Source organism: Saccharothrix saharensis (assembly GCF_006716745.1).
In the GTDB taxonomy this organism is placed as follows: Bacteria; Actinomycetota; Actinomycetes; order Mycobacteriales; family Pseudonocardiaceae; genus Actinosynnema; species Actinosynnema saharense.
Genome location: NZ_VFPP01000001.1, coordinates 8,741,960 through 8,759,193, shown reverse-complemented (window position 1 = coordinate 8,759,193; position 17,234 = coordinate 8,741,960). Strand labels below are relative to the sequence as shown.

Annotated in this window: 13 protein-coding genes and 1 pseudogene; 6 read left to right on the top strand and 8 right to left on the bottom strand. The window is 67.4% G+C overall.

The annotated features are described in order from the left end of the window. Window positions 1–119 precede the first annotated feature (119 nt). On the bottom strand, window positions 120–1,301 hold the full coding sequence (locus FHX81_RS39460; protein WP_141984396.1) for an IS701 family transposase: 1,182 nt from the start codon (window positions 1,299–1,301) through the stop codon (window positions 120–122). Window positions 1,302–1,517: 216 nt separating this feature from the next. On the opposite strand from FHX81_RS39460, the pseudogene FHX81_RS39455 reads away from it, so the two are divergent. Both FHX81_RS39455 and FHX81_RS39450 read left to right on the top strand, forming a co-directional pair. Beyond that, a pseudogene (locus FHX81_RS39455) lies at window positions 1,518–2,303 on the top strand (IS701 family transposase); the annotation flags it as partial. 174 nt (window positions 2,304–2,477) lie between these two features. Beyond that, a complete protein-coding gene (locus tag FHX81_RS39450; RefSeq protein WP_141983524.1) occupies window positions 2,478–3,722 on the top strand; it encodes a hypothetical protein in 1,245 nt (414 codons plus the stop codon). A gap of 426 nt (window positions 3,723–4,148) precedes the next feature. On the opposite strand, the gene FHX81_RS41580 is transcribed toward FHX81_RS39450, so the two are convergent. The 5 genes from FHX81_RS41580 to FHX81_RS39430 form a co-directional block, all read right to left on the bottom strand. Continuing rightward, complete coding sequence (locus FHX81_RS41580) at window positions 4,149–4,640, bottom strand: integrase core domain-containing protein (protein WP_246108192.1); 492 nt, start codon at window positions 4,638–4,640, stop codon at window positions 4,149–4,151. Then, window positions 4,628–5,218 (bottom strand): hypothetical protein, encoded by a 591-nt coding sequence (locus FHX81_RS41575; RefSeq protein ID WP_246108191.1) that lies wholly within the window; start codon window positions 5,216–5,218, stop codon window positions 4,628–4,630. The genes FHX81_RS41580 and FHX81_RS41575 overlap by 13 nt, the downstream gene beginning before the upstream one ends. 330 nt (window positions 5,219–5,548) lie before the next feature. Beyond that, window positions 5,549–7,705, bottom strand: a complete 2,157-nt coding sequence (locus FHX81_RS39440) for an HNH endonuclease signature motif containing protein (RefSeq protein ID WP_141983522.1) — start codon at window positions 7,703–7,705, stop codon at window positions 5,549–5,551. Between the two features lie 195 nt (window positions 7,706–7,900). After that, the gene (locus tag FHX81_RS39435; protein ID WP_141983521.1) at window positions 7,901–9,553 is read right to left on the bottom strand and encodes a hypothetical protein; all 1,653 of its coding nucleotides are present in this window, start codon (window positions 9,551–9,553) and stop codon (window positions 7,901–7,903) included. Window positions 9,554–9,892: 339 nt separating this feature from the next. Continuing rightward, a complete protein-coding gene (locus tag FHX81_RS39430; protein ID WP_141983520.1) occupies window positions 9,893–10,840 on the bottom strand; it encodes a hypothetical protein in 948 nt (315 codons plus the stop codon). Window positions 10,841–11,225: 385 nt separating this feature from the next. Here FHX81_RS39430 and FHX81_RS39425 point away from each other — a divergent pair, with 385 nt between their 5' ends. After that, window positions 11,226–11,915 (top strand): hypothetical protein, encoded by a 690-nt coding sequence (locus FHX81_RS39425; protein ID WP_141983519.1) that lies wholly within the window; start codon window positions 11,226–11,228, stop codon window positions 11,913–11,915. Between the two features lie 308 nt (window positions 11,916–12,223). On the opposite strand, the gene FHX81_RS39420 is transcribed toward FHX81_RS39425, so the two are convergent. Further along, window positions 12,224–12,766, bottom strand: a complete 543-nt coding sequence (locus FHX81_RS39420; protein ID WP_141983518.1) for a hypothetical protein — start codon at window positions 12,764–12,766, stop codon at window positions 12,224–12,226. Between the two features lie 768 nt (window positions 12,767–13,534). On the opposite strand from FHX81_RS39420, the gene FHX81_RS39415 reads away from it, so the two are divergent. The 3 genes from FHX81_RS39415 (at window position 13,535) to FHX81_RS39405 (ending at window position 15,300) form a co-directional block, all read left to right on the top strand. After that, the gene (locus FHX81_RS39415; RefSeq protein ID WP_141983517.1) at window positions 13,535–14,098 is read left to right on the top strand and encodes a hypothetical protein; all 564 of its coding nucleotides are present in this window, start codon (window positions 13,535–13,537) and stop codon (window positions 14,096–14,098) included. Further along, a complete protein-coding gene (locus FHX81_RS39410; RefSeq protein ID WP_141983516.1) occupies window positions 14,095–14,892 on the top strand; it encodes a DUF5677 domain-containing protein in 798 nt (265 codons plus the stop codon). The genes FHX81_RS39415 and FHX81_RS39410 overlap by 4 nt, the downstream gene beginning before the upstream one ends. Window positions 14,893–15,120: 228 nt before the next feature. Further along, window positions 15,121–15,300, top strand: coding sequence for a hypothetical protein (locus FHX81_RS39405; RefSeq protein ID WP_141983515.1), 180 nt, complete (start codon window positions 15,121–15,123; stop codon window positions 15,298–15,300). A 94-nt stretch (window positions 15,301–15,394) separates the two neighbouring features. Here FHX81_RS39405 and FHX81_RS39400 read toward each other — a convergent pair whose 3' ends face one another. Then, window positions 15,395–17,143, bottom strand: coding sequence for a hypothetical protein (locus tag FHX81_RS39400; RefSeq protein ID WP_141983514.1), 1,749 nt, complete (start codon window positions 17,141–17,143; stop codon window positions 15,395–15,397). Between the last annotated feature and the right edge of the window lie 91 nt (window positions 17,144–17,234).

Here is a 17,234-nt window from a genome sequence, read left to right as displayed (position 1 = left end):
CAGCCGCACTTGGTGACTATGTGTGTTTCCGCTGGTAGTGGCTCTTTCTAGCACGGTACTGGTGTCGGCGGCGCCAGTGGGACCACCGGTAGAGTCGATCTTTGTTGAACCCTGGGTGATCAGGTGTGCCAGGAGACGTCGGACCTCGCCGAGGGTGAGGCGGACGAGGCCGTCCTCGTCCGGGTCGTGTGGGTGTTTGCCGCGGTGACGGCGAGGTAGGCGTGGGCGAGCATGGCGAGGGTGACGTGGCGGTACCAGGCGTCGTAGCGGCGGACCTGGTACTGGTCCAGGCCGATCTCGGTCTTGGCGGTCTGGAAGCATTCCTCGATGGCCCACCGGGTTCCGGCGACGCGGACGAGTTCGTCGTCGGGTGTGCCGGTGGGGCCGAAGCACAGGTAGAACGCCAGCTCGTCCGGATTGGTGATACTGCGGCGGATGAGCAGCCACCGTGACAGGTCGCTGTACTGCTCGGGATCCGGCGGCAGGGTCGCCGCGGCCCAGTCGTACAGCCGCGGTCCCTTGGCGCCGTCACCGGCCGAGCGGCGTTTCCACGCCTCGGGTGGGGCATTGCGCGCGAGGGTGTCGGCGCGGGCGCTGCCGTTCACGGTCGGGACGCTCTGGCTGCGCGGCACGGCCACGACGTAGCCCACCCGGCGGTCTTCGAGCCAGGTGCGGAACTTGTGGTCCTGGCCGTAGGCCTCGTCGGCGGTCACCCATCGGGCCGGCACACCGGCCGTGAAAGCCCGCTCCAGCATCCGAAGCGCCAGAACCGCTTTGGTGGCAAAGGAAACCGAGTCGGGCACGGCCGCCTCACGGCACCGGGCGCGATCGCCTGTCCAGGACTTGGGCAGATAGAGTTCCCGATCGATCAGGGTGCGGCTTGTCGTTGTGGCGTAGGCGAGGAACACGCCCAACTGGCAGTTCTCCACCCGACCGGCGGTACCGGAGTACTGCCGCTGCACCCCGGCGGACCTGTCGCCCTTCTTCAGGAACCCGGTCTCGTCCACCACCAGCACACCGTCGCGGTCGCCGAGTTGCTCCACCACATAGGCACGCAGATCGTCCCGCACACCGTCGGCATCCCAGGACGCGGCGTTGAGCAGCCGCTGCATCCCATCCGGTGACGCCTCACCGGCCACCTCCGCCAAGGTCCAGCCGTTCTTACCCGCGATCGGCGCCAGCAGACCCCGCACGTACGCCCGGCCACGACGCCTCGGCTCCACCCGATGGAACCGGCCCGCCAGCCGCCCGAACAACTCGTCCAGACCCGCAGTCCAGGCCGATAAACCCTCGTCTACGATCACAAGATCGACAGCCTAGAGCAACATGATCACCAAGTGCGGCTGGAGTATTAGTACTCCAGCCAGAGTTCGTTATCTTGGCTGGTCAGGAGGCCGTGAAGACGGGTGCAGCCACCAGAGGACCATGAACAGTTTGTGAGAACTGTCCAAGATGATGTGGTGGCCCCGGGCCACAGCGTAGACCCCGACCGATGGCGTGAGACGTTCGACCGGCTGATGGCCCGGGTGGCCGGCCGGTTCACGCGAGTGGAACCCCGTCGACGGGCACGCGCGTTCGTGCTGGACCTGCTGTCGGATCTGCCGCGCAAGAACTGTTAAACGATCGCCGAGCACGCCGGCGATCCCAGGCCGGAGGGGATGCAGCAGCTGCTGAGCAAGGCGGTGTGGGACGCCGACGCCGTCCGCGATCTCGCGGTGGAGCATTTGGGGACCATCGACGCGATCCTGGTCGTGGACGAGACTGGTGACGTGAAGAAGGGCGTGCCCACCGTCGGTGTGCAACGGCAGTACACCGGGACCGCGAGCCGGATCAAGAACGCCCAGATCGGGGTGTTCCTGACCTACACCACCACCGCCGGGCACACCCTGGTCGACCGGGAACTGTACCCGCCGGCCTCGTGGACCGAAGACCCGGAGCGGTGCGCGGCGGCGGGCGTGCCCGAGGACACGGTGTTCGCGACGAAGACCGAACTGGCCCGGCGGATGCTCGTCCGCGCGCTGGACGGCGGGGCCACGGCCGCCTGGGTGACCGGTGACGAGGTCTACGGCGGCGCCTCGGCGCTGCGCGCCGAACTGGAGGGCCGTGGTGTCGGGTACGTGTTGGCGGTGGCGTGCGACCACCACGTCGCCACCGCGGCCGGCGACCACCGTGTCGACTCGGCGGTCGCCCGGTTGTCGAAACGGGCGTGGCAGCGGCTGTCCGCCGGCACCGGGGCTAAGGGCCACCGGTGCTACGACTGGGCGTGGATCACGGTCACCGCACCGGGTGACGCGCTACCGGGTGTCATGCCCTGGGCGTGACTCCGTCGCTCTGCGGCGGCCCGACGACTCGGACGGTGGTCGGTTCGATCTCGCCACGCTTCGCCAGATCCGCTCACCTGGACGTGAAAGGTGCTGCCGTTCGCAGCACCGACATCTAAGCTGCTCGGACTCGACGTCGAGTGACCTGGAGGGACCATGCCGGAGTTGACGCTGGTGCTCGAAACATCCAACGGCACCTTCGTGCGGCACATCCCCGACGCCTCGCCGCTACCCGCGGTCGACGAGCAAGGGCACGAGGCGGAGGACGCCATCCGCGACGCCGCCGCGACGTTCGGCATGCCCGACTTCTTCTTCCTGCCGAAGCAGCAGCGCAACGGATCCAGCATGCGGGAACTGGGTGATGGGACCGTCATCGTCGGTCCTCGTGCTGCGGTCCTGCAGAGCAAGAGCCGCAGCAGGCCCGGTGGTGACGCGGCCAAAGAGGTTGCCTGGCTCACCAAGAACATCAAGAAGGCGTTGAGCCAGGCGAGCGGCACGATCCGGCGCCTGACCAATACCCCGGCGGTCCTGACCAACGCCAGGGGACGTGCCATCCGCGTCGACGGCGCCGCGCACGAGTGGTTGTCGATCATCATCGTCGACCACCCCGACGTGCCGCAGGGTTACCGACCGCCGCCAGTTTCCGGGAGCACGCCCGCGGTCGTGCTGATGCGGCGCGACTGGGAGTTCCTGTTCGACCACCTCTACTCGACCCGCGCGGTACTGGCCTACTTGCACCGCGTCGCCGGTGAACCGCTCGACCTGGGCGACGAGCCGCGGCGTTACCACGAGTTCGCGCTGGCCGACTTGGAGGCGGTGCCCGATCCTGTGGCTCCCGGACTCGCAGGGCTCGGCACCGCGGTTTCTACGGCGCGGGCACCCTTAAACCCGGCCGGACGCGAGGACATGGCAGCCCACCTGCTGTTGCGGGTCATCATGGAGGACATCGCCCGCTCGTCCTTCGCGGAAGACCGCGAAGCACTGCGCATCAAGGTGCTCGCCGACCTCGACGGCTTCCCGATCGAGGCGCGCACCGAACTCGGCCGGACGCTGCTGGGCCACTTGTCCACCATCGGTTCGTGGACCGGTGAGGGAGTCCGCACCGAGACCCGGCTCGTCGCACCGAACCCCGACGAGTTCACCCCCATGGTGTTCATGGTCGCCTCGCGGTTCGACGAGGACGTGCGCGGCCTGTTCCACGGGCGGGTTCACCTGCTCCACTACGACCTGCACGGTGAGGACGCCGCGGACCACCGGAGCGTGGTCGGCGTGCTGCTTACGCCCAGCCGCCACCGGGAGCGGCTCTGGGACACCACGATGTTCGCCTTGGACGGCCCGCAGGGGTATGTACCGGTGAGGATGGAGGAGGTCCGCGCGATGTTCGCGCAGGCTACACCCTGAGCCAAACGAGCGGTTTTGTCGTTGATTGCGTGATCAACGAGATCAGGTGTCCACTGGCAGCTCCGGCGAGTCTGTGATCATGGTCGGGGTGTGATCATGACTGGTTGGACGTTCTGCTGCCGCACCTTGTCGGTGTGACGTTGGAGCGTGTCGAGCGGACTTCCGCGGATACACGGATCCAGGCATGCACCAGAGCAGAGAGCGCGTCCTGTCCGTCCTGCGGTGCGCGATCGAGTCGGGCGCACAGCCGCTACGGCCGGAAGCTTGATGACGCACCGGTGGTCGGCCCGTAGTGCTGCGATTACGGGTGCGCCGGTTCTTCTGCGTTGACTGCGGCTGCGCGGTGGGAAACTTTGCCGAGCAGGTCGGCGGAAACCTTCTGAGCCTGCGGGGTGCCAGAAGTCGGCCACACGGTCTGACGTGCGGTTAGGCTGCTGTGGGTTCGTACTCGTTGATCAGGCCGCCGAGGACTGGTTGGCGGCGTATGGAAGTGCTGCCTGGCTTTGCGGTTGGGTGGTCCGGTCGTGGTGGGGTGAGTTGCAGAGCCTGGTGTGGTCTGCGGTGGTTGTAGTGGTTCGCGTAGCGCTGCAGCACCGCCCACAGGTGGTGTTCGTTGATGATGAGCAGGCGGTCGGTGACTTCGCGTCTGAAGGTCCCGACGAATCGTTCGGCGTAGGCGTTGGCCCATGGACACCGTGGTGGAATCTTCACGACCTTGATGCCGGCGTCGGAGAAGACTGCGTCGAACGAGGCGGTGAATTGACCGGCCCGGTCTCGGATGAGGAACCGGAAGTCGGCTGGGTCGTCGAGGTCCATGAGCAGGTTGCGGACTTGTTGGGTGGTCCAGGGGTCGTCGGGATTGGTGGTAGCGCCGAGGATGTGGACGTAGCGGGTGGCCACTTCCATCACGAAGAACACGTATACGCGCTTGAGGGTGACCGCGCAGTCGACGTGGAAGAAGTCGCAGGCCAACGTGCTCGCGGCCTGGGCGCGAAGGAATCGCCGCCACGAGGTGTCGGTGTCGCGCTTGGGCGCGGGCCGTATATCCGCAGGCGCTTGAGCACGCGACGGATGGTCGAGGCGGCTGTCCGATGTCCGAGCTTGAGCAGCTCGCCCTGGATCCGGCGGTAGCCCCACCCGGCGTTCTCCCGGGCCATCCGCTCGATCAACGCCACCACTGTGTCGTCGATCGGTGGGCGCCCGGTGCGGTTCGGGTAGGTCCACTTCTTCGCGACCAGGCGCCGGTGCCACCGCAGGACGGTGCCCGGCGTCACCACTCGATGATCGCGCAGCAGTCGGGGAAGTCGGCGCACCAATGCGGCGAGGACTGCGCGATCGGCCCACTCCAACCGCGGATGAGGGTTGGCCCGGCGCAGCACGGCGACTTCGTGCCGCAGCACCAGTAACTCCACGTCTTTGGCCGCCGATGACCGGCCGAACAGAACCAGCCAGCCAACGAGTCGGACGAAGATCAGGTACAGCAGTCGTAACTTCACGCCTCACGATCATGCCCCTACAGCCCATGATGATGCACGATCACCGCAGCTCAACGCCCGAGTGCAGAGTTCTGGCACTCCACAGGCCGTCGAAGATCCGTCGAGCCAGGGCGTGGCGGCCTTCTCGGAGGTAGGCCTGGGCTTTGATGTCGCGCCGGTAGACCACCCGCCTTACAGTAAGCAGCAGCCGGACCCTGCACTGGCCCGTCTGTCGACAGCGATCGCGCGCTCGGGCCAACTCCGAGCGCGCCTCAAGACCCATCAGGCCGCACGTGGCGGCGGGAGGCGGGCAGATATACGGTCCGACGTACTTCTCGCCGCCGAGTGGACTCAACGGGTGACGAACCCCGCGTCCTCGACCATCCACACCAGAGCACTCCTGATCACCGTCGTGACGTCAGATTCGGGCAAGGCCAGCGGAGTCGTGACGCCGACGGACAGATTTCCGGTCCGGGTGGCCCGGGGTGCACCCAGTGGAGAGAGGTCGACCATGTCCAAGACCCCCGAGTCGGCAGTGCCTCGCTGCTCGCTCTGGATGTGCAGTTCGACCCTGGGCGCTCCCGCTGGAGCGAGGGAGAGCGGATCGTTCGTTGCCGCGAGCAGGAGTTCAGTAGTTGCGACCGGCCATGCCTGGGTGAGGAAGTCGACGAGTTCGACGAGCGTCCACCGGAGGTCTTCCGGAGATTCCGGTGACACGGCTCGACTGGTCGAATCGAAGGCTCCGAAATCAACCCGCAGGTCCACAGCGGTGCGCAGGTCCATACCACGGCCGTCGGGGAGCACGAGTCGAAGGCAGATCGCCACCGCCGGACGATCGTTGGAGCCGGGCACCACAACTTCATAGGCGGCAAAACGGCTGTTGTTCAAGCCGTCGGGTTCGCCGATCTCCGTCCACAAGAGATCACCGTGATCAAGTCCTCGTCGGGCAGCCGCCCGACACAGAACAGGCATCAGCCCGGATCGCTCTACCGCCGACAACATGCGACCTCTTCCTGCGCCGGTGATCCGCCACTCATCAGCGGACAGTGGTATCCGAGCAGCAAGCCTGATCCGTAGATCGCGTGTGTCGAAGGCACTCGACCAACGGTCGCGTTCCTCGAACGCCTCACTGTCATAGACGACCGCGGGCTGCCAGACCGGCGGACCCGGCCGCCGCCGCAACAATCTGCCGCGGCCCGAACGGCCCCATCGACCACCGGCAAGTTCGACCACTTCGGCCTGTGATCCGACATAGCCGCCACGCTCGGACTCGTCAGCCAACGGAAAGCCGACCCCGGTCGGTCCCCCACCGGCGACCTCTCGGGAGACAGCCGCGATGTCATCCCATACCTCACGAGCGACGGCGACGACAGGCTGCCCGAACCTTGCGCACAGCACCGCCGGCTCACCGGAGGGGCCACCAGTGAAGTACTGCACCCAACCCAACTCGTGCTCAAACACCTCTCCCATCGCAAGCCCGAGTCGTCCACGTCCTCCGGCAGCCTCGTAGACCGGAGCGAAGACACCTTCGTGCCCGGGTTGGCCTGGACCGACGACGGGACTGGACGGCCGGGGTTCGCGACCCTGGGTGCCTGCGCTGAGACCCGCCAGAACTTCTGCGATGAGTTCGTTCGACTTCGTCAAGCTCTCGACCGCGCGCCGCACGTCGGGATATACATCAAGGTAGTCGGCAATCCGGTCGTAGTCCCAGATTCCCCAACCCTTGAAACGGAGTTCGTCGACGTGCGGCTCGATCCGATCGGAGACCCGCTCCCTCTCGCCTCCGGGGCCGGACAACGAAAGGTTGGTGGCGAAAATCAGATAGTCCGGGCGTCGAACTTCTCGCCTGTCAGTCCCGGCAATTCTGGTCCAGCGGTGGAGATGGTCCCTGATCCTGAGGGTCAGGTGCGTGACTGCGTCCACCTTTCGGCGAGAGGTCGCACTGTACAACACGTCGACGGCGATGTACCCCTGCCAGGGATCACTATCGGTCGGATATGACCGCGCCGTTCCCTCGAAGAATGCATCAGCTCCGAAATTCCGCCCATATCGGTCGGGGATCACGGTCTCAGGCCCGAGGACGTGGATGGCAAGCGCCTGGCACACCTGTTCGAAGCCCACCGGACCGAGGTCGCCCAGATCGTAATGCCGATAGATCCGCTCGACCTGCCGGGTGGACAGCTCCCGCCCGGGTCCGCCGGCCGCTTGGCCGGCCTTCCAGGCCACGAGCTCCTCGATCGGGTAGACCGATTCATGATCGTCGACGGCCTTGTGGTGCTTGCCGCACAAGACGAGGAGGTTCTCCTCCGCGTTGATCAGCTCGGCCGGGTACGCCGGGTCGTGCCGAGGCCCGTCGGGTGTCTCGGACCGGATGTGCGCTATCTCGGACGTCACCGACAGGCGGCCCCGATGCTCGAAGATCAACCCTTCGTCACAGCCTGGGTAAGCGCACCGCTTGGCGCGACCATACAAGAGCTTGATCGTCTTGTGCGTGTACGAGCGAGCCACAAGCCAGACTCTAGTGCTGCATCAGGCAACCTAGGTCCGCAACAGGTCCCGGTTCGGATCAGTGAGGCTGTGACGAAGCCGGGCTTGGGGCGAGGCTGGAGACTTCGGCACGGCGGTGATGGCCCTGGGGTCGCGGCTGCTGAGTCCTCGACCGCGACACACGGGGGCATAGCCAGGTCGGCGTCACCTGAAAATTCAGTAACGGATCCTGGTCAAGCGTTCACGTTGTTTTGCTTCATCGAGAAGCCGAGCTTGCCTCTCGGAACCGATCCGGGCGACAGACGCAAGTACTGGCACCCGCTCACCGAGGTCGCGAAAGTAGTCACGAAGTCGGCGATGCTTGTTCACTCTGCTCTCGATCCAGCCCTCGCGGAAACTTACGGCGTCTACCACTTGCGCGGGCGATACACCATTGTCGAGCAACAGCGGCCCGAACAGTTCGAGGGTGTCATCGCGTTCGGCGGTGAGAATGTCCAGGATGTCGGTCGTGGTGAGGACGCCGTCGATGAGCAGTCGCTCGACCATGTCGCGATCGGATCCCACAAGTCGAACCAGCAGGCTCTGTCCCAGGCGTTCGCGTCCCAGAGCGGCGTAGGTCCGAACGAGACGTTCCCGGTGTGGCGCGGGCAGGGCGGACAGGTGGGCCTCGCAGCCGGAAGGTCGGAGCGGTTCGATGTAGCCCTTGTCCTTCATCGCGGCGAGCCGGCGGCCGTACCACTCTTCGACCAGATCCGGATCCTGGTCGACCAGGCGTTCCAGGAGACTGTCGAATGCCCAGTCGTCGTGGACGTTGCCGTCGTGGCCCCGGAAATTCAGGAAGGCGATACGCCACTCATCCCGCCACTCCTGTGGTATGCGCGTCTCGTGGCCGTCGGAGAGGCCCAGATGCAGGGCGGCGGTGGAGGCGATCTCGGTGACGGGGTGGGTGAGCAGTCGGTACACCACCTGGTCGGGTTTCTGTCGGAAGAGCGCCGATCCCAGGTTTGGTGCGTCCTGTGCGGTCAAGTCGTCGAGCACGAGGGTAACCGTGGAGTTGATCTTGGTGTGCGACAGGCTGGTGTGCAGGACAAGGGAGCGCCGTGCGGGATTGCGCAGGTCGGCTTCGAGCATGGCGGGCGGCAGGTTGACGTCTGCCGCGAGAATTTCGGTGAGTGCGGTCTGCATGAGGGTGGGCACGTCATGTCGTCGTGCTTCGGCGTACCAGGCCACGGGATCGGTCATGTATCGCCCCATGCGCAGGCCGACCAGCCCTCCAGGGAACTGTCGACCGGCGAGTACGGCATGGTGCGCCAGGTAGGCAAACCTGGCGATGCCCGCCGCGGGGCCAAGGTCAGCGATCCGACGTGCCAACGCTTCGGTGCGCTCGGATTCGATCCGCAGGTGATCCTTGATGGTCGCGGTGTCCGCGTTCCGCGGTGAGCGTCCACCGGCGAAGTCGATCAGATCATCCTCGACGTCGATGTTAGGGGGTTCGATGTGCGGCACGCTCGTGTCGCCGAGGGGTTCGAGGATGCTCTGCGCGCGAAGAGCGAGCCCGGGAATCCGTTCGAGTCGTGTGCGCAGCGATTCCAGGATGGTGCGTGCGCCGGCCGCGCCGGCTTCCTGTTGTGCCGGCGTGGGCTTGGTGCGGGTATCGCCGAACCCACGACCGAGGCGAATCCACCGGCCGGCGAGGTCGACATCGCGCCCCACGAAGTCGCGCACCGCCAACGGCACCTGACGCGGCACGACGGCACCGGTCGTGGACGGCGCGGTCTGCATGGTCAGGTTCTGGATCGATCCCGACTGCACCACAGCGCCGGCGGTCGCGTCCCGAACCAGATTTCGGATGTCCGCATCCTCACCCATGACCTGGAGTGTGGCGGACGCGGACGCCGCACGATACCCAGCTCGCGCGGCAACGGCGCGGGCGCGATCACTCGAGTGCGACCACTGCTGACGGCGCAGTGCCGCAGGTCGTCACCCGGCTGGCGAATGCCGCCCGACTCTCCCGGTCTAACGTGCGAGAGCGGCTGGCAGGCAGGCGTCACATAGGTATGTCGGTCTCTGCCGATGGGCACCCAAGCAGATCATCTGCGTTCATCCGTGTGCACGGTCATCTGTACCGGACTGCACACGTTGACCTGCACGCCGACACGCGGCGCGCGACAACAGCAGGACAACCACGATCTGCCCGCCGCTGAAAGCTCAGGAGGTTCGCATTGTGTCGAGCAGCCGCCTGGCCATGTGTCGGTGTGCCCCGGTCAGTCCCTGAAGACGGTGCAGTCCGGTGAGCGGGTTGTGGCTGTCGGGCTTGACCAACGTCCCGCGGCGTACCCAGACGTCGTGGGGTCGCAGCATGTAGTTGGTCGTCAGGATCGTCACCTCGTGCGCGAGCAGCAGTTCGACGACCCGCAGCTGCTTGTGCGCGTTGCGGGAGAAGCGGCTCAGCGCGGAGACGAAGAAGACCTTGGGCTCGTCGCCGTCCTGGTCGACGACCACGCGCAATTGGCGCAGGAACTCCTCGTCGAAGCGGGGGTCGACGGAGTCGAAGAGCGTGCCACCCGGGGTGTGCTTGGCGCGGCGGTCGGGGATGACCTCGTGGGATTCTGGCAGGGAGGGCATGCCGTCGACCTGCGGGGCGCGGTAGTCGCGGCGGCCGCTGTCGTTCGCGACCGTCTCGGCGAGCGCTTCCAGGCAGGTCCAAGCGCGGGGATAGGTGGCGGCGAGGTTCTCGAACGGGTCCGGGCCTGTGAGGGCGACCGGTCCGCGGCGGGCGGCGGCGAGCAGGTGGGACAGCGGTCCCAACGCCGTCTCGGTGACCATGCGCAGGGTGCCGGGCTCGACCAGGCCGGAGAAGTGGGAGAGTTCGAGCCTGCTGTTGCGCACCACCACGGTCGTGGCTGCCAGCATGTCCAGCGGAGCGGTGGTGGGCTTATGGTCGAACACCTCTTCCGCGAACGGCGCGGCGAGGACGTCCTGGGTCTGCTGCGGAAGGGCGGCGAAGGCGGTCGCCCGCGCCAGCACGTTCTCGCCGACGGCCGCGGCTTCAGACGGCTTCACCAGGCTGGCTTTGACCAGGATCTCCGGCAGGAGTTCGCGGCAGAACCGGATCATGTGGTCGGGGTCGGGCTGTTGCGGCGGCGTGTCGGTCACACCGTCGATTCTTCCCCTACCGTCGGGTGACCACTGGCGCGACTCGCACAGCACCGTCGTCCCCATCGACCCGACCGCCCGCCGCGCAGCGGCGACAGGTCGTCTCGTCCGCGCGGGTGGTTCGACCGGTGCGGTGCGGCCTACCCTGCTCTCTCACTGCCCCTTCCCCGCCCCTCCGAGGAGGCGCCAGCACCTGGCGTCGTTGGATCCGGGCGTGCCCGCCGTGGTGATCGCTCGTTCGTGTCGCGAGGCGCGACGCTACGGTTGCCGACCATGACGTTCCCGCCGGCACCTCCGTCGCACGCCGTCTCGAAGTCGACATACGGGGCTGGAGCCCGAGACTGCGGCACTGAGCCACTCGGTGATGCGTCCTGACGAGAGGGTGGTGCTGATCGACCTGGAGAACATGGTCGGCACCAACCCCAGAACGCCGGTGCTGCGGTCCAAGGTGACGGCGCTGCTGGAAGCCGCCGGCCCCTATCACCACGCCGTGGTCGCCTACGCCGCGTCCGAGGACGACGGCGACACGGCGGCGTCGGTCCTCGCCGCCCTCGGCGTGGCGCCGCTCCGGGTCGAGCCCGGTCCCGACGCCGCCGAGAACGCGCTGATCAGGCACGCGAGCCGTATGCAGGCCAGCGGCTGTACCCGGTTCACCGTCTGCTCCGGCGACAAGGCGTTCGCCACCCTCGCCGACGTCGAGAACACCCGGATCGACCTGCTGGTGTGGCAGGGACAACCCGTCGCGACCCGGCTGGCCGACATCGCCCACGACATCCACGAACTGCCACGGGTGGACAAGACGACCGCAGCGGGAGAACCGTTGTCCGCGCATCGTCGACACGCCGATGGCGTTCGACAGGAGCGGCTGCCCGACACCGTCGGAAGGTACCGGCTTTCGAACTTCCCGCTGCCCGTGGCGGCATTGCTGATGGGGATGGGGGTCGCTCTCGGGCATCGGTTGGTCGACGTGGTTTTCCCACGAGGCCGAACACCCGGCCGGGTACCTGCCCTTCGCCCTGGCTATGCGGGCGGCCGTGTCCGTGACCGGACGGCGCCCAGGGAACACACAGAGTGAGTGGTGCGCGCAGCTGGGCACCGGTTCCCGGGTCGCGAGGTCGACCTGGACCGTGCGTCGTTAAGGGATAAGCACCGGGGGTCGGGGGGCGTGCCCCCGGTGCCTGCCTGTCTATCGCCGCGTGCCTGCACCGCGAAACAGGCCCGCGCCTCATTCACTCGTTCGCGCCACGTCGAGCGAGGTGGCGGTTCGCCATCTCACGCGGTTTTCCGCCGTCGTCTCCGCGCCGGCCACTGACGACCGCTGTGACACAAACCGGAGGTCATGGACTGTCTTGCGTTCGCTGAAGCAGGCTGTGATCGAGCCTGTCACGCCGCTGGCGAGAGGTGTTCGGCCAGGGCGGCGACGATGGAGTCGACCTTGATCCAACCGTCCTGTTCGACCGCTTCGGCCGGAAGTTCGATGGTCAGCAGCGGTTCGTGGCCGGTGAGGTGGATGCCGTCGATTTCGGGGTAGATCCGCAGTTGCCGGGCACCGGGACGCAGTGGCACGACAGCGCGGCTGCCACGGAAGTCGATCAGGAGGCCGAGCACTTGTTCGTCACCCTCGGCGGCCGGGTCGACCTGCACGTGGCCGATCGCGGCGGAATGGCCGCCGCGGGCGAGCAGCTCGGTGACGGCGCGGGCGAGGGTGTCGCTGACGGCGATGATCCGTAATCGACGGGTGATCTCGACGAAGCGCTCACCTGGCGGGATCGTGACGGTCCGCCCCTCCTTGTCCTGGCCGACGGACGGGCCGGGCGTGAGCTGCCGGAACAGCTCGTGTGCCTCCCGGTCCAAGCGGTCCACGTCGATGACAACGGTCTTCGCCACGGCGACCCCCACTACGACAGATGAGTGATGCTCACGCATCCTACGAACAGCCCGCCCGGCGGGAGTGCCGTCGGGTCGCCGCTCAACGCCCTTCGACCTTCGAACGCATGTGCGAGGCTTCCGGGGTGTCTTCGATGTCGACAGTTCAACGCCTCAAGTTCGAGAACGATGTAGCCGCCCTGCGCCGGCTGATCAACCGCACGCCGCGGTGGCGCCCTGCGCAGGTGGACGACGAAGCCGTGATGATCGACGGGCTGGGACAGGTGGCGTTCGTCTTCCACGGGCCGTGGAAGACGGCTTTGCACACCTTCTTCACCCACTTCGACCACGACGTGCTCATCGTGCTGCTCGGTCTGCTCGAAGCGGCTCCCGGCACCCGCGCCGAGGGGCAGGCGCTGCGTCTGCTGGAGATGATGCGACTGCCGCCCGACGAACCGGACGCCCGTTGTGCAGCGCGAGACCGCTCAGCCCGCGTCGACATGACGGCCCGCGGAAGCTCCCAGACTCGCCGGTGTTCGGGTCATAGGCTGCCCTGCATGCCGAACCGCGAAGAGGCCGAACGGCGGCTGGAGAGATTGTTCACCGCCGTCGCCGCCTGGGCGTCCCGGATTCAACAGCCGCCCCTGGTCGCCTCCCGGCAGCAGCCTCGCCGCCGACGACCAGGCATTTCCGTCGCTGCCCGCGTCGACGATCGCCTACAACGGTCTGGTCAACGCCGTCGAGCACCTGGACTACTTCCGCACCGCGTTGCAGGCCACCGGCCGGATCTATCCGGCGGCGAACTACACCGTGTTGAGGTCGGCCCTGATGGGGGCGGCGCAGGCGGTCTGGGTGCTGGCACCGCAGGCCCGCAGCAAGCGGGTCGGGCACGCCCTGGAGATCGCGGTCGACAACTACAACCAGCAGCGCAAGCTCGTCGAGGCCGCCACCGCCCTGACCGTCGAGCAGCAGGCCGTCGCCGATCGGGTGATCGCCACGCTGGACGCCCGCCTCGACGAGGCCGCGGCGCTCGCGACCTCCCTGGGCAAGAACCCCGCCAACATCCGCAGGTGGAAGTTCGACATGACCCGGGCGATCACCGAGGCGGTCGGGTTGGCCAACCCGGTCGACACCGCCGACGCGGCGGTGATCCGCTCGGGCACCGGGCTGCTGTGGCGCTCGCAGAGCGGCCACGCCCACGGCACTCCGGGCAGCCGCCTATCGCTGATCGACCACGGCAGCGTCGTCGACGGCGGCAACGGGACCCTCTGGGGTGCGGCGAGCACCTCGTTCGAGCAGGTGGTCACCGCCACCGGCGCGGCCACGCTGCTGCTCAACGAAGCCTGGCGTCTCTACGACCTGCGTCGGGAAAGCCTCGGTGATCCCTCATGAGCACCGACAAGCGCGACGACACACCCAGGATGCGACTCTGGGACGACAGGGAGAACGCACGCAAGGCCAAGACCGCGATCCTGATCCTGACCGAGGCGTTCGACGCGGTCATGGACGCCGGGCAGATCACCGTCCACGCCCAGACCAGCCACGTCTTCCACGCGACGTTCGGCTGGTGGGCCTGGATCATGCGCAGCAGCAAGGCCGCCGTCCTGCTCCACGACAACGGCCTGGACCACGAAGCGGACCCCATCATCCGGTCGATCCTGCAACACGCCCTGGTGCTCCAATGGGTGATCGACGTCGGCGACCAGGCCCTGGAGGCGGTCGCCGAGCACGGCGAGAACGAACAGCGCAGGTTCTTCGTCCACGCGCAGCGAGCCGGCTGGCCTTCACCCGAAGCCGTCGGCGCGCCGGTCGCGCCGAAGCCGGACACGCCCCATCCGCTGCTGCCGATGGTCAAGAACTTCGCCGAACTCTGCCGCGCCTACGACGCACAGACCGCCTACGTCGCGTTCAGCCTCTACTCGGCCCACGTCCACCCCTCCGTGCAGGGCGCGATGGCCTACCTCGACGACCAGACGGGCCTGCGCGGCACACCGGCCCCCGAAAGCTACAGCGGGCTGCTCCACACCGCCGCCTGCTCGATCCAGACCACCAAGACCATCAACCGCCTCATCGCCGGACAGCCCTTCGACCAGGCCATCTCTCGCGCCGAACAGGCACTCGGAACCCGCATCGACCCGCCCGCCCTGCGCCCCGAGCACCGGCCCCCGCCACCATCCACCTCGTGATCAACCAGCCCTGATCGAGCAAAGTCTTCACCCGATCGAGACACCACTCGACCACTATAACTGACTTCGATCAGCACTGAAATAATCGTAGTTATTTTGAGGGGTCGCGCGGTGGCGTTCGGATGGCGAAACTCCAGCGGACACGGTCGTCGGTGCGACGCCGTGCCGTCGACCTTGTCGTCGCCGGTCGCCACGCTGCTTGCCGGCGGCCCCACGACCGTTCACCGAGTGCGCTACACCGACGGCACCTCCGGTTCCGTCGGCCCGGAGGAGCGCCGTGAACAACTTGAGGAGCTGACCGCCCACGTCCGCCGCTTCGCCGGGAAGGAACCGTTCCGGCCCGGTGATCGCCTCATTCCGACGTCGCAGCAGTCGGTGGCCGGGCTCTACCGGCCCTACCGGCAGTAGGACCGGGCGCGCACGGCACATCCAGGGCATCACCCGTGCCCGACTCCGCGTCCCGCGTCGCCTTCGTTTCCGTCCGGCGTCCGGCGTCCGCGTGCTAGTCCAAGCCGTGCACCCACTGTGCGGCGGAGTGGACCATCGCAGCCTGCCGCACAAGATCCTGGTGGTAGCGGACCGCGTCCTGGCCGTCACCGGTCAGCAGCCGAGCTCCCATGCCGATGAGGTGGGCGCTGCCCAGGCAGGCCACGTCCAGTGTCAGGCCGAGCATCTCCGGGCTGAGTTCGTTGACCAGGGTGTCGTGGCGGAAGCGGATGGCGTGCAGATGGCCCAGGGCGGTGCTGTGCGTGATTTGGCTGAGCAGCGAGTAGGCCACCTCCAGCCATCCCGGCTCCGGGTAGGGCGCTCCCATCTCCCGGAGCATGGTGTCGATCTTGGGCAGGGCTTGTCGGTTCGGGGCGATCTCGTCCTCGGGCGTGATGACCTGGATGTTGCCGGGCAGCGCGAAGATGCGATGGGCCTCGGCGCGCGGCACACCACTGCCGGCGAGTGTCTCGATCGTCTTCCTGCGTCGGGCGCGGAACTCGTCGAAGTACTGCTTCGCCCGAACTTTGAACGCCTCCGGGTCGCCGGCCGAGTAGCGCCACCTCATCCGGGCGGCTTCCTCCAAGAGCATCCGTGCGGCGTAGGGGGCGATCACCGCCGAGCCGGGCTTGTCGTAGGTGGCCATCACCGCTTGCAGGTTGGAGTGTCCCCCGTTGTAGGCGAGCTTGGCGTGCAGGGTGGGTTGGTCGAAGGTCTGCGGCCTGGTGGACCATCCGCTGCGGGTCAGCCGGTCGTACTCCTGGGCGGCGGCGATCACCGCATCGACGGAGTTGACGTCGGGCAGCAACTCCTCGGCGTCGAGCACGATGCCGGGCCTCATCAGCACCACGGGAGGTGCCTTGGTGGACTTCTTCCTGGCTTGCGGGGTGGGGCGCCGGGCGGTGTCGAGCTTGTGGATCGGCACGGCCGCCGCGGCGACGTCTGCCGCCAGCTCCACCGCGCGCTCCAGAAACGGTCGACGGGACACGTCGGCCGGCCACGTCTCCGGCACCGTCTCCGCGACGCCGAGCAGTGTGGCGGCCACCCCGACGGCGGCCACCTGCATGAACAGCGCCTCGTGGTCGGCACGCAGGTCACACGCCGCCGCCCCGTCCTCGGTAAGGCTGCTCAACAGGCCCAGGTGGTTGCCGTGTCCGGCGTGGGCCAGGACCATCACGGCCCCGCGCAGGCCCGACATGTCCAGCAGCGTGTGTGTCCTGCGCAGCAGCTCCGCATGCTCTCCGGAACCCGACGACGGCTGCGGGTCCACGCGGCGGGCCAGGAAGTGGTCGAGCAGTTCGGCGTCGTCCGGCATCGGTGGCGCGTCCAGCCAGCTCAGCGACTGACCGGTTAGGTCCGCGATGTCGGGCAGCGGCATCAGCCAGCGGGGCTTGTTCCCGATGCTGGCGTCGGTTTCTTCGAGCAGGATGCACAGGCGGTTGCGTTCGTCGCGCAGCTCGCCCAGCAGACAGCGGCGCCGGTCGGGGTGATTGGCGATCCACAGCCACCGCAGCCCGTCGACGAACAGGCCGCGCGCCATCGAGCCGATGACCGTGCCGCCGAAGCCGGAGCCGATCATCGACTCGGCGCAGGCGTAGCGCTGCCGCGCAAACATGAACGCCATCCCGGCCAGGAACCGGTCGCCGGGCACCGCCAGGTCGTAGTCGATGGGCAGCTCGTCCAGGTGCAGGCGCAACGTCCGCGTGGCGGTGCGCAGCCTCAGGGTCTGCGGTGTGGCCGTCCGCCCGTCGGGACGCTTCTCCACCGAGAACTCCTCACCGGCACCACTCATCTGATCCCGAGCTCCGTTCTCCGCTAGGCCGTCCGCGTGACGGCTGTCGCGTCATCTTCCTCCG

Excerpts from the sequence above, each read along its gene's own strand:
- FHX81_RS39450 (WP_141983524.1), top strand. The coding sequence starts at position 2,478 with ATGCCGGAGTTGACGCTGGTGCTCGAAACATCCAACGGCACCTTCGTG.
- FHX81_RS39435 (WP_141983521.1), bottom strand. The coding sequence starts at position 9,553 with ATGGGTGAGGATGCGGACATCCGAAATCTGGTTCGGGACGCGACCGCC.
- FHX81_RS39420 (WP_141983518.1), bottom strand. The coding sequence starts at position 12,766 with ATGCGTGAGCATCACTCATCTGTCGTAGTGGGGGTCGCCGTGGCGAAG.
- FHX81_RS39415 (WP_141983517.1), top strand. The coding sequence starts at position 13,535 with ATGGGGGCGGCGCAGGCGGTCTGGGTGCTGGCACCGCAGGCCCGCAGC.
- FHX81_RS39410 (WP_141983516.1), top strand. The coding sequence starts at position 14,095 with ATGAGCACCGACAAGCGCGACGACACACCCAGGATGCGACTCTGGGAC.